Raw genomic sequence first — 12,582 nt, 5'->3', positions numbered from 1 at the left:
TATGCCACTATCCTGGGACTATAATACTCTAAAAGAAGTAATAAGCTGCGTACTGATACTTAGTGGTGTGTTTTTCATGCTTGTCGCGACTATTGGCCTGTTACGTTTCCCTGATTTTTATATCCGCATGTCAGCGATTACTAAAGGTTCTACCCTGGGGTTGGGTCTTATTTTGCTAGGTTTAGGTATTTATTTTAACCAACCTGATATCCTGTTAAAGGTACTTGCCATCATCCTTTTTACATTTATTACCGCACCTGTTGCTGCGCATGTCATTGGCAGAACAGCTGTTCAGAACCGGACGCCATTTTGGGAAAAAACAAATTTGTCAGAATTTAAAGAATACCTGCAAAAGGAAAACCTGGATAAGATCAAAAGCCACGACAAGTATGAAGAAGAAGAAATAAGACAGGGGGAAAAACCTAGTGGTGCTGATGGTAACGTATGAAAGGCCTTACAGAATCGGCATAAGTGTCGTAAGAATCCACGGATGTTAAAACATGATCCGGATACGTGAGGCTCGTTAACCTACCCCCGAACACACAACCTGTATCTATATTAATGGTATTATTGCGCCAATGGGGCTCATGCACAGGAGTATGACCATACACTACTATCGCTTTCCCACAATAATCAGCAGCCCAGTCAAGTCGTATCGCTAACCCTTTTTCGTCGGTTTCCCCGGTTGTAGGACCATATAGGCATAGTTCGCGCACTCCTCTGGTATTTCTGCCATGCAAATGTTCTTCAAGTCCAGCATGTGCTACCACGAGTCTGCCTTCGTCTAAAATGATGTGGTGCGGCAAAGAAGACAAGAACATTTCAACGCGCTTCAGAAAGGTAGAATCATAACTTTTCAGTTGCTCCACCGTCAGTTCAAGGCCATGCCTTATTTTTACCTGTCGCCCGATCAGCATCCTGTACAGCTTATCATCATGATTGCCACTTACACAATAGGCTAGCCCCTGATCTACCATATCCATAACGAGGCGCAAAACCTCTGGTGAATTAGGACCTCTGTCAACCAAGTCACCCACAAACACCGCCGTGCAGCTGTCAGGTGCTTTTACAAGGTAGCGTTGCTCATCAGCATTAAAATTTATTTCATATTCTAACTGCCTTAGCAAAGCTACCAATTCCTTAAAGCATCCGTGCACATCGCCAATTATATGAAAAGGGCCATGCTCTTCCGGAAGCTCCAGGTTATCATGTTTTTGCTCTGCTTTCGTGTTCATAAATTAATTTACTTATTTAATACACAATCCTTACTTGTATTAATGTACGTCTATTCAATATAAACAAATAAGAACGTAACTAGGTTAGCTTGTGCCAATAATTTCTTGTGCAATATCATTTGTAAAAGAACATAGAAATAGGTTGAGGTTAACCGCTGTTCTTGCTACTTTTGCAATTCATTAAGAAACAATACTTTCGGGCTACGTCTCTGAAATGCCTCACTACAAAAAGTTAAAAATTCCGCTACTCTGGCTACGGCGTCACACTTCCGGCCGTGAGTTCATGTTAATTTCCAGTGTTCTTGTAGGTTTTACGGCTGGTTTAGCCGCCGTAGTTCTGAAAACTATGGTGCATTACATCCATGTGTTTTTAGCATACGGCAACAGGCTTCTCGACCAGCCTTACTGGCTTGTGATCTTTCCGCTGATCGGTATACTATTAACCGTATTTCTTGTGATGGTGATGTTTAACGGCCGCATAGGCAGGGGCACGGCAAACATCCTGTTTAATATATCACAGAAATCCAGCATGGTGGAGCGGCACAAGATGTATTCTCATGTATTAACGAGTGCTATCACAGCAGGTTTTGGTGGGTCAGCAGGTCTGGAGTCTCCTATTGTGGTTACAGGCTCTGCCATTGGTTCCAATTATGGCCGGGAATACCACCTGAATTACCGGGACAGAACGTTGTTACTCGCCTCCGGTGCGGCGGCAGGCATAGCGGCAGTCTTTAACGCACCAATTGCCGGCGTTTTGTTTGCTACCGAGGTGCTGCTTACTGATATCAGTATTTCAGCTTTCATTCCGTTGATCATTGCGGCTGTTGTCGGTGCTCTATGTTCAAAGATCATACTTCAGGAGGAAATCCTTTTTTACATTGGTCAAAGAGAATTCTTTGAATCAGGACATATCCCGTTTTATATCTTACTAGGTATTCTGGCGGGTATGATGTCTGTTTATTACACCCGTATGGCACTCCGGGTTGAAGAGGTTTTTGAAGGCTATCAAAACAGGGTTTATCAACGGGCAATAATAGGTGGTATACTGCTGGGCTTGCTGATTATGCTTTTCCCGCCGCTGTTTGGTGAAGGGTATGACAGTATCCGTTTGCTGGAGGGGAATAACGCCCAGAAGTTGCTTCAGGACAGTTGGCTTGCCTTTTTTGGCACTAATGAGTGGTTATTACTCGGTTTTATTGGTGCTTTAGCACTCGTAAAAGTATTTGCGGCAACCATCACAATATCAGCTGGGGGTAATGGAGGTAATTTTGCACCTTCTATGTTTGTGGGTGCCTGCGCTGGCTTTTTCTTCTCCAGGTTGGTCAATCTTTTAAACATCAGCACTTTACCGGAAGGCAGTTTTGCCATGGTTGGCATGGCAGGTATCCTCAGTGGGGTCATGCATGCACCGTTAACCGGGGTCTTTCTTATCGCGGAAATCACAGGGGGCTATACCCTCATGATTCCCCTGATGATCGTTTCTGTCACTTCCTTTGCACTGGTAAAATATTTTGAGCCTTATTCCCTCGATACCAAAAAACTAGCGCAGAAAGGGCAGCTCCTGACGCACAACAAGGACAGAACCATACTTAGGATCATGAAGATCAGGCACCTGATCGAGACCGAGTTTCAGCAGGTGTCTCCTGATGCAACTCTTGGTGAACTGGTACAGGTGATCGCACATTCACGTCGCAACCTTTTCCCGGTAGTTAACAGTGAGAACCAACTGGAAGGCATCATACTACTGGAGAATGTTCGGGAGATCATGTTCAAGACTGAAAAATACGATGTGGTGAAGGTCAAAGAGCTCATGGTTAAACCGGCAACTGTTGTTCAATACGATGATAGTATGGCGGATGTGATGAAAAAGTTCGATGAGTCTGACGCCTGGAACCTTCCGGTACTGGACGGTGAAACTTACATCGGTTTCGTTTCCAAGTCCAGTATATTTACCAAATACCGAAAGTTATTGATCAAGACAACAAACTTGTAAAGTCAATGCTTCTCAGGAAGTAAAGCCCGCATCAAGGCTTAAATCAGTATCAATCTTATCCGGCCAGGTTACTATGTGTAGTAATGAAAGGCACTATAACCTTTATCAAAATCCCTGCAACTTTATACTTGCCAGACTCACCCCTCTTTTGTCTTCCTGCTTGTGCAGCTACATCGAAAATGATTTGAAAGCGTAGTCCCTATGAAGGTGTGGTACGGTTTCTTCTACCTTTTGATCTGCTTCATGCTTTTGTTTTTTCAAACTTGCTTTAGTAAACTATGAAACCTCCTCAGTGGCTCGATACAATATTCTATCCCTTTCAGTACCATTCGTTCCAGTCAGCACATGGGAAGATAAATTATGTTGATGAAGGAAATGGCGATACGATCGTGTTTGTTCATGGCACCCCAACATGGTCCTTCCTTTGGCGGCAGCAAATTAAAGCGCTTTGTAGAGATTTCAGATGCATTGCCCCAGACAACCTGGGTTTCGGGCTTTCTGACAAGCCTTCGGAAAGCGATTTCAGTTTTTCGCCGGAGGCGCATGCTGCTAACCTCGAATCTTTGATTGAACATTTGCAGTTAAAAAATATCACGTTAATTGTTCATGATTTTGGTGGACCAATAGGAATGCGTTATGCACTGCGTCATCCTGAGAATATAAAGCGGCTGGTTATTTTAAATACCTGGATGTGGAGCCTCGAAAAGGAAAAAACATTGATGAGGATCAGTCGCTTTATGAGCGGGAGTTTAGGCAAGTTTCTGTATTTGAAGCTGAGTTTCTCTGCTAAAGTGCTGTTGCCACAGGGATATTATAACCAAAAGCACCTGACCAAAGATATACGAGCACACTACCAGAAACCCCTTTCATCCACAATGGCTCGTTTTGGAACATGGCATTTCGCCAAAGCACTGCACGATGCTTCTTCATACTTTGCAGAACTATGGAAACAGCGCGAAAAATTACAGCATATACCAATACTTATACTTTGGGGAGAAAAAGATAAACTGCTGCCACTCCATTTCCTTGATAAATGGGAAAAAGCTTTTCCGGAAGCTAAAGTAATAAAATTCAAAGCAGGACATTTTCTGCAGGAGGAAAAAGGCAGCGAAGTGGCAAATGCCATCAAAGAATTTATATAAGGTATACTTAATATTGGCATGAGAGTGGAAATAGCGATCCCATATTTAAAACAATCTAAAACTATGAAAAAGCTATTACCCATTCCACTTCTACTCCTGTTGTGTCTCCTTGTTACTTCCTGCGCCTATGCATAACTGCTTATGATGCTAAGAACAAGCTAATTAGCGGCAATTATCAAGTTAAATTGAAAGCTGCTATCGATCCCAAAAAGTACGATTTTACCGAACCAAACCTTCGCCGTTGCGACATCACAATACAAGGCTCCTTCACCAACGTAAAGATCATACAGTAGATACCATCATCAATTCTGCAAAACAAAAAGCCCCGGACCATTATGGTCCGGGGCTTTTTGTTTTAAATTTACTTTAGGAGCAAAATCTACAAGAGTATGCTTATTTATACTTTGAGTTTTTGCTTTTATAGATGATTTCTCAGTGTCCGGAATTGTAATTTATGTCCGATTCTGAACATAAATGAGGGGCTTATTTCTTATGCCGCTCCTGTAGTACCGCTACCACATCTTTAAGTTCCAGACCGGAAGCAGAAAGTAATACTAACAGGTGATACAGCAAATCAGCTGCTTCTCCTTTCATGGTATCAAGCTTACCTGCAACAGCATCTATCACCGTCTCAACAGCTTCCTCTCCTACTTTCTGTGCAATTTTATTTATTCCTTTATCAAACAGGAAGTTTGTATAAGATCCTTCTACAGGGTTAGTTCTACGCTCCTGAATCACCGCTTCCAGTTGCGCTATAAAACGTATGGCAGCGGCTCTGTTTGCTGCCTCTTCTTCTCCAAAGCAACTGGTAGTACCTGTGTGGCAGGTAGGGCCATTAGGATTAACTTTGATCAGTAATGCATCATTGTCGCAGTCCCTGGTAATACTGACAACCTGCAGAGTATTGCCGGATGTTTCCCCTTTGGTCCAGAGGCGGTTCTTTGATCTGGAAAAGAATGTTACCAACCCTTCCAGCCTTGTTTTGTCCAGTGCCTCCTGGTTCATATAACCAAGCATCAGCACCTGGCCTGTCAAATCATCCTGTATTACTGCTGGCACAAGGCCGCCTTCTTTTTCAAAGTCAAGTTTCACTTTATTGCGAATTAGAGATTATTGTTTGCGGAAATGCGTAAGGTCTTTATCGATACTGCTTATTTCCACGGAAAATTTTAGATACGTATTGCTATACCTTTATCTTTCAGATACTGTTTTAGTTCAGGTACTCCAAGCTCACGGAAATGAAAAAGGCTGGCAGCTAGAGCAGCGTCAGCATGCGCAACATTAAAAGCATCAGCAAAATGCTGCTTTGTACCTGCCCCCCCTGATGCGATAACCGGAACCGAAACAGCCCTCGCTACTTCACCAGTTATATCCAGCGCAAAACCTGCTTTTGTGCCATCGTTGTTCATACTGGTCAGCAGTATCTCACCTGCACCTAAATCTGTTACGCTTCTGGCCCAGTCTACGGTGGCATGCTCTGTCTCCACGGTTCCTGCGCGGGCATATACTTTCCAGCCAGAAGCATCGGTATACTTTGTGTCAATGGCTACAGTAACACACTGACTACCAAAATGCTTTGCCAGTTCTTCTACCAGTTGCGGGTTCCTGATAGCCGATGAGTTGATAGATACTTTATCAGCACCGGCATGTAGCAGCACCTCCACATCGGCCACTGCACTGATCCCACCTCCTACAGTAAATGGTATATCAATATGGCGGGCAATGTCGCGTACCAAGGCTGCAAATGTTTTACGTTCTTCGTTGGTGGCCGTAATATCCAGGAAAACAAGCTCATCGGCTCCCTGACCGGCATACCATTTGGCCAGTTCAACGGGGTCTCCGGCATCCCGGATGTTTTCGAACTGTACCCCCTTTACAGTGCGGCCATTCTTAATATCCAGGCAAGGAATTATGCGTTTGGTTAACATATAAAACGTTCTAAGTCTTTCAGTTGAATAGTGCCTTCGTAGATAGCTTTACCAATGATAGCGCCTTTTACACCTATCTCCTGAAGTATTTCAAGGTCTTCTACTGTTGTTACACCACCACTTGCTATTATATCAGCTTCCGGTAATGTTAACTTTAAATGACGGTATGTGTTCAGAGATGGGCCCTGTAATTTCCCGTCTTTGCTCACATCTGTACAAATAAAAAGCTTCGCTCCTGTTTGTACATAGCCCGAAATGAAATCCTGTAGCGGATACTTACTCTCCTCTGTCCAGGCACTGATGGCAATATTGGTTCCTTTAAAGTCAGCCCCAATTATGATTTTGTCAGCACCATACGTCAGTAGCCATGACTTTACCGTTTCAGGCTCCCGTACAGCTATACTTCCGGCTGTAATCTGGGCGGCTCCTGCATCAAAAGCTTGTTTTACAGCTTCATCCGATTGTAATCCGCCACCAAAGTCAATAGTCAGGCCAGTATTTGATGCTATTTTTTCAAGTACGGCAAGGTTTACAGGCTTGCGGGCGCGGGCGCCGTCCAGGTCAACTAAGTGCAGGCGCTTAATGCCGTGATTCTCGAAACGCTTGGCTACTTCCAATGGGTTGCTGTCGTAGGTGGTTTGCTGGGCAAAGTCTCCCTCGGTTAGGCGTACACATTGGCCGCCAATCAAATCTATAGCTGGGATAATTTCCATCATAAGGCTAAAAAGTTCTTCAGGATTTGTGCACCGGCAGGTCCGCTTTTTTCAGGGTGGAACTGCGCTGCGTAAAAGTTTTTATACTGTAATGCGGCAGAAAAAGGCTCAGGATAAGATGTCTCGGCGATCGTATACTGGCTAAGTGGTACATAAAAGCTATGCACATAGTATACGAACTCCTGCTCCTGTATTCCTTCAAATAGTGGGGAATTAAGTTTTTCTAACTGGTTCCAGCCCATATGCGGCACTTTCAGTTCCGTTTCAAACCGCTTCACTTCCAGGGGTATAATTCCAAGTAAATCGGTATTTCCTTCTTCAGAGTGTTTGCAGAGGAGCTGCATGCCCAGGCAAACACCGAAGAATGGCTGCTCGAGTGTAGGCAGAAGTTTATCCAGGTTTCGTGCTTTTAATTGAGCCATGGCCGAGGAAGCCTCTCCCACTCCCGGAAAGATCACTTTGTCAGCCGCTTTTATTGTTTCGGCATCGGCACTGAGTGTTGCTTGAACACCCAATCGCTCCAGCGCAAAAAGTACCGACTGCACATTTCCCGCTTTGTAATCAACTATAACTAAGTTCATCCAAGTTAATTATGAATTAGAAATTCTGTATGATGTTTGAATCCAGTTTTAACAGCTGAATAAAAACAAAAAAGCCTGACTCAGTTCGGAGTCAGGCTTTTGGTTATGTAAAGTTTATACTTTTAACTATTCCATAGGCAAGCGGCTCCGAAACGTATGCTTCGTGCGTGATGATGGTGTAAATGAACCATTGTGCCTTTCATTGCTGCAAATATAAGATAACTTATTATTACTAGCTAATATATTATGAATTCTGACCAGCCATTATAGCTCATGAAAAAAATTAAATGACATAATATAAACCAAGCATCTTTTTACTCCTTTTTTTGTGCTCCGGTATACGCAACGAACACTCATACTCTAATTTTAAAGTAACGTACCGCTAAGTATGCTGGCTGCTATGGAGAAATAAATGATCAAGCCTGTTACGTCTACCAGCGTAGCTACAAAAGGAGCTGATGAAGTAGCAGGATCCAGGCCTAGCTTCTGCAGCAGAAAAGGGATCATGGAACCGGAAAGTGTGCCCCAAAGCACAATACCAATCAGCGAAAGGCCAACTGTGGCACCGATCAGGGAAGCATATGGACCGTAGTCGTAAAGACCGGCCTGCTGCCAGAGGATAATGCGTAGAAAACCTACAGTACCAAGTATAAATCCCAATAATAGACCAGAAAAAACCTCCTTCCGCATCACATACCACCAATCCCGTATATCCAGTTCTTTAATGGCCATTGCTCTAACAATTAGCGTTGCCGCCTGAGACCCGGAGTTACCACCACTCGAAATGATCAGTGGGATGAAAAGTGCCAGTACCACAGCAGTGGATATCTCTTCTTCAAAGTAACTCATCGCTGAGGCTGTAAGCATTTCCCCCAGAAAGAGAATTAATAGCACGCTGGCTCGTTTCCGAACCAGTGTGAGCAGCGGTGTTTCTGTGTATGATAGTTCTAATGCCTCCAGACCACCAAACTTCTGAATATCCTCCGTATCCCGTCGCTCAATCTCGTCAAAAATATCATCGAACGTTACAATGCCAACTAATACACCTTTTTCAGACACAACTGGCATAACGGCACGGTCATACTTATTGAACTGTTCGATGGCTTCATCCCGACTCATCGTTGTGGTGAGGCTCACAAAATGGTAGTCCATCAGTTCATCAATCGTCTGGTCTTCCTGCGCCATTAGTAGTTTACCAATACGAATATCGTCGATGAGCATATTGTTCTTATCTACCACATACACATGGTTGAGCGTTTCAGCTTTTTTTCCATGTTTCTTTATGTTATCCAGCGTCTGCCTAACTGTCCAGCTTTTTTTGGTCTGGATGTAATAAGGTGTCATGAGTCGCGCAATGCTTTTCTCCGGATAACCCAGCAAATTCAATGCTATTCGTTTTTCTTCCGGCGAGAGCAGGTTTATGGACTCCTTGATGAGCAGGTCCGGGAAATTTTCAAAAATCTCGGTGCGGTCGTCGGGAGCCATGTTCTCCAGCATTTCAGCTGTGTCCGTGGAGCCTAGCTTTTTTAGCACATCCTCCTGAGTGGAGTAACTGAAGTAGGTAAATACCTCTGACTTTAGATCCCCCGGCAAGAGCAGGAACGCCAGCAAGCGCTCTCTCTCGTTCATTTCACCCAATACTTCGGCAATATCACTGGGGTGCTGTGCCTTCAGGTCATTCAGATTATAGTCCGCTATTAAAGGGTTCATGATCTTGTTTTAAGAGTAAACAGTTTGAAACATGGCAGCAGGTATACTTGCTGCATCCTTCTTAATTTGGTTTCTTCTTCAAGATAAAAAGCCTGCTCCGGTTCGGAAGCAGGCTTTTTATTTATGACTGAAGTATAACTATAAAAGCACTTGGATCCGAAATTAACTGAAGTTACGACTCAAAGGAATATCCAAGGCTGTTGTTTTCTGTTCCATGGTGCAAATTATAACTTATACTTTAAACTGAAACTACATGATATGGTTTAAAAGCTTTCACGCAGCTCATACGCCTGGCGCATTCTTTTGATCAGCCGCTCAGATTCTTTGAAATTCACTGTTTGCTGCCCATCAGAAAATGCCTCTTCAGGCTTCTGGTGTGTTTCATAAATAACGCCGTCGGCACCAGCCATTACAGCAGCCAGCGCCATACTTTCTACGTAATCTCGTAACCCTATACCATGCGACGGATCTACAATCACAGGCAGATGCGTTTTCTCTTTTAGCACGGGCACAGCGTTCAGGTCCAGCACGTTGCGGTATGCGCCTTCATATGAGCGGATGCCACGCTCGCAAAGCATGATCTTTTCGTTGCCGTTCGAGAAGATATATTCGGCCGCCTGTAGTAGCTCCTCGAGCGTACCGGATATTCCGCGTTTTAATAAGACAGGCTTTTGCGCCTCACCCAGTGAATCAAGTAAGTTAAAGTTCTGGCTGTTGCGGGCACCTACCTGGAAAACATCCACGTAGTCTATCATCTCTTCTATCTGAGAAACCTGCATCACCTCGGTTATGATCTTAATGCCATTCTCCCGGCATATCCGGTGAAACATCTGCAAGCCTTCCAGGCCTAAGCCGCGGAATGCATATGGTGAACTGCGAGGCTTAAACACACCGCCGCGCATGATCTTCACACTATTTGCTTTCAGGTGCTCTACTACCAGTTCTATTTGCTTTTCACTCTCGATGGAGCATGGTCCGGCCATGATGCTAAACTGCCCTTCTCCTATCATCACACCATCGCCAAGGTCTATACGGGTTGGCTCAACCTTCCACTTACGTGAGATAAGCTTGTACTCATCTGATACACGGTGAATGTCAGCTACGCCCTTTAAGTGGCCAAGAGTTCTGATGTCGAAGTCTTTTTTACCAATTCCAACAATATAATGCCCTTCCTGGGTTATCACTTCATTGCCCTTAAAGCCCACAGCTTTTATTTGCTGCAGGATGTTTTCTTTTATATCAGCAGGTATACCTTGCTGTAACTGTATGATCATGGTTAGTTCTTAATGCTTTGAATAAATGATTGGATCTTCTGCTCCAGGCTGCCATCCTGAGCCAGAGCTTTGATGAAAGCGCTCCCGATAATGGCTCCGCTGGAATGGTTGCAGGCTTGCATAAAGGTGTCGCGGTCATGGATGCCAAAGCCGATAATACCCGGATTCCGAAGTCCCATATTCCCTAACCGTTGAAAATAATCTGTGTTAGATACGGCATTGCCGTTGGTGCTACCCGTTGTTGATGCCGACGAAACCATGTAAATGAAACCATTGCTGTGGCTGTCGATCTCTTTAATGCGCTGCTCCGGTGTTTGAGGCGTTACTAAAAACACCTTGCTAAGGTTATATTGTTCAAACAACTGCTTATACTCTCTTACATAATCGTTAAGAGGCAGGTCAGGAAGTATGATGCCGTCAATGCCTATTTCATTTGCATGCTTGCAGAATCGCTCTATGCCATACTGCATAACCGGATTCAGATACCCCATGAGCACCAACGGAATTTGCGTGTTCCTGCGTATATCCTTCAATTGTTCGAAAAGCTTCGGAATGGTCATGCCATTGCGAAGGGCGATTTCGCTGCTTTGCTGAATAGTAGGACCATCTGCGAGCGGGTCAGAAAAAGGCATGCCTACCTCTATCATGTCAACACCGTTCTTTTCCAGTTCCAAAATCATCGGAACAGTATCTTCCAGGTTCGGGTATCCGGCAGTAAAGTATATAGAAAGCAGTCCTTTCGGCTTTTTCTCGAAAAGTGATTTTATTCTATTATCCATTTAAGTTGAAGCGCTCTAAATAAGTTGAAAGATCTTTATCTCCACGTCCTGACAAATTGATAACAACTACGTCATCCGGTTTAGCACCAATTCTGCCTACAGCGGCCAGTGCGTGCGCTGACTCCAAAGCAGGAATAATACCTTCCATTCTCGTCAGTTCCAGCACTGCCTCCAAAGCTTCCTCATCTGTTATACTTTTGAATATGGCGCGTTTAGACTCATATAAGTGTGCGTGCATTGGGCCTACGCCCGGGTAATCAAGACCTGCCGAGATAGAGTAAGGCTCTGTAACCTGTCCATCTTCAGTTTGCATCAGAAGTGTCCGGCTGCCATGTATTACCCCGATCTTTCCGAGTACAGAAGTAGCGGCAGATTCACCGGAGTCTACCCCTAAACCAGCTGCTTCAACTGCTACTAACTTCACCTCCGGGGTATTCAGGTAGTGGTAAAATGCACCTGCAGCGTTACTACCACCGCCAACACAGGCCACTACAAAATCAGGATTTTCGCTACCGGTCTTTTCCAACAGCTGCGCCTTCATTTCTTCGGAGATCACCGCCTGAAAGCGAGCTACCATATCCGGGTAAGGGTGCGGCCCCACCACGGAACCGATGATGTAATAAGTATCTTCAGGGTTGTTAATCCAGTCACGGATGGCCTCGTTGGTAGCATCTTTTAAGGTTTTACTACCACTAGTAGCAGGCACAACTGTTGCGCCTAACATTTTCATTCTGGCAACGTTAGGTGCCTGGCGTTCAATGTCAACTTCACCCATGTACACAATACACTCCAGGTTCATCAAGGCACAGACTGTAGCCGTTGCCACACCGTGTTGTCCGGCGCCAGTTTCAGCAATGATCCGGGTTTTACCCAGGCGCTTTGCCAGAAGAATCTGCCCGATGGTATTATTTATCTTATGCGCCCCGGTATGGTTCAGGTCTTCCCGCTTAAGGTATATATTGGTGTTATACTTTTCAGAAAGCCTCTTCGCAAAGTATAAAGGTGTAGGTCGCCCAACGTAGTCTTTTAATAGTGACTGCAGTTCCTCCTGAAAATCGGGCTCCTGCATAATCTTCAGGTAGTTATGGCGAAGCTCCTCCACATTCGGGTAAAGCATTTCGGGTACATATGCACCGCCAAATTTGCCGTAGAAACCGTTTTCGTCAACGTTATAGTTCATTGTTTATCTATTAACCAGTTCGTGAAAACTGAAATATTTATTATCAC

General features: G+C 44.4%; 12 protein-coding genes. 3 read left to right on the top strand and 9 right to left on the bottom strand.

From position 1 onward, the window contains the following. Window position 1: 1 nt before the first annotated feature. Window positions 2-448 carry a monovalent cation/H(+) antiporter subunit G gene (gene mnhG, locus ACSX1A_RS06735; RefSeq protein ID WP_439882854.1) on the top strand — a complete coding sequence of 149 codons (447 nt, stop codon included), beginning with the start codon at window positions 2-4 and terminating at the stop codon, window positions 446-448. On the opposite strand, the gene ACSX1A_RS06730 is transcribed toward mnhG, so the two are convergent. Beyond that, complete coding sequence (locus ACSX1A_RS06730) at window positions 423-1,235, bottom strand: metallophosphoesterase (protein ID WP_439882853.1); 813 nt, start codon at window positions 1,233-1,235, stop codon at window positions 423-425. The genes mnhG and ACSX1A_RS06730 overlap by 26 nt on opposite strands. 214 nt (window positions 1,236-1,449) lie before the next feature. Here ACSX1A_RS06730 and ACSX1A_RS06725 point away from each other — a divergent pair, with 214 nt between their 5' ends. Both ACSX1A_RS06725 and ACSX1A_RS06720 read left to right on the top strand, forming a co-directional pair. Next, on the top strand, window positions 1,450-3,228 hold the full coding sequence (locus tag ACSX1A_RS06725; RefSeq protein WP_439882852.1) for a chloride channel protein: 1,779 nt from the start codon (window positions 1,450-1,452) through the stop codon (window positions 3,226-3,228). A gap of 278 nt (window positions 3,229-3,506) precedes the next feature. Next, window positions 3,507-4,370: an alpha/beta fold hydrolase gene (locus ACSX1A_RS06720; RefSeq protein WP_439882851.1), complete on the top strand. Its 864-nt coding sequence runs from the start codon at window positions 3,507-3,509 to the stop codon at window positions 4,368-4,370. Between the two features lie 483 nt (window positions 4,371-4,853). Here the strand turns inward: ACSX1A_RS06720 and hisIE are convergent, their stop codons facing one another. From hisIE to trpB, 8 genes are all read right to left on the bottom strand, one after another. Then, window positions 4,854-5,462, bottom strand: a complete 609-nt coding sequence (gene hisIE, locus ACSX1A_RS06715) for a bifunctional phosphoribosyl-AMP cyclohydrolase/phosphoribosyl-ATP diphosphatase HisIE (protein WP_439882850.1) — start codon at window positions 5,460-5,462, stop codon at window positions 4,854-4,856. A gap of 77 nt (window positions 5,463-5,539) precedes the next feature. After that, window positions 5,540-6,298, bottom strand: a complete 759-nt coding sequence (hisF, locus tag ACSX1A_RS06710; protein ID WP_439882849.1) for an imidazole glycerol phosphate synthase subunit HisF — start codon at window positions 6,296-6,298, stop codon at window positions 5,540-5,542. Then, on the bottom strand, window positions 6,292-7,014 hold the full coding sequence (hisA, locus tag ACSX1A_RS06705) for a 1-(5-phosphoribosyl)-5-[(5-phosphoribosylamino)methylideneamino]imidazole-4-carboxamide isomerase (protein ID WP_439882848.1): 723 nt from the start codon (window positions 7,012-7,014) through the stop codon (window positions 6,292-6,294). Before hisA ends, hisF begins: the two co-directional genes overlap by 7 nt. Further along, complete coding sequence (gene hisH / locus ACSX1A_RS06700) at window positions 7,011-7,592, bottom strand: imidazole glycerol phosphate synthase subunit HisH (protein WP_439882847.1); 582 nt, start codon at window positions 7,590-7,592, stop codon at window positions 7,011-7,013. Before hisH ends, hisA begins: the two co-directional genes overlap by 4 nt. 366 nt (window positions 7,593-7,958) lie before the next feature. Continuing rightward, on the bottom strand, window positions 7,959-9,302 hold the full coding sequence (mgtE, locus tag ACSX1A_RS06695; RefSeq protein ID WP_439882846.1) for a magnesium transporter: 1,344 nt from the start codon (window positions 9,300-9,302) through the stop codon (window positions 7,959-7,961). A 263-nt stretch (window positions 9,303-9,565) separates the two neighbouring features. Continuing rightward, window positions 9,566-10,576, bottom strand: coding sequence for a bifunctional 3-deoxy-7-phosphoheptulonate synthase/chorismate mutase (locus ACSX1A_RS06690; protein WP_439882845.1), 1,011 nt, complete (start codon window positions 10,574-10,576; stop codon window positions 9,566-9,568). Window positions 10,577-10,578: 2 nt separating this feature from the next. Then, window positions 10,579-11,355 (bottom strand): tryptophan synthase subunit alpha, encoded by a 777-nt coding sequence (gene trpA / locus ACSX1A_RS06685; protein WP_439882844.1) that lies wholly within the window; start codon window positions 11,353-11,355, stop codon window positions 10,579-10,581. Then, window positions 11,348-12,535: a tryptophan synthase subunit beta gene (gene trpB, locus ACSX1A_RS06680; protein WP_439882843.1), complete on the bottom strand. Its 1,188-nt coding sequence runs from the start codon at window positions 12,533-12,535 to the stop codon at window positions 11,348-11,350. The genes trpA and trpB overlap by 8 nt, the downstream gene beginning before the upstream one ends. Between the last annotated feature and the right edge of the window lie 47 nt (window positions 12,536-12,582).

This window comes from Pontibacter sp. MBLB2868, assembly GCF_051904785.1.
In the GTDB taxonomy this organism is placed as follows: Bacteria; Bacteroidota; Bacteroidia; order Cytophagales; family Hymenobacteraceae; genus Pontibacter.
This window is presented reverse-complemented; position numbering and strand designations above follow the sequence as displayed.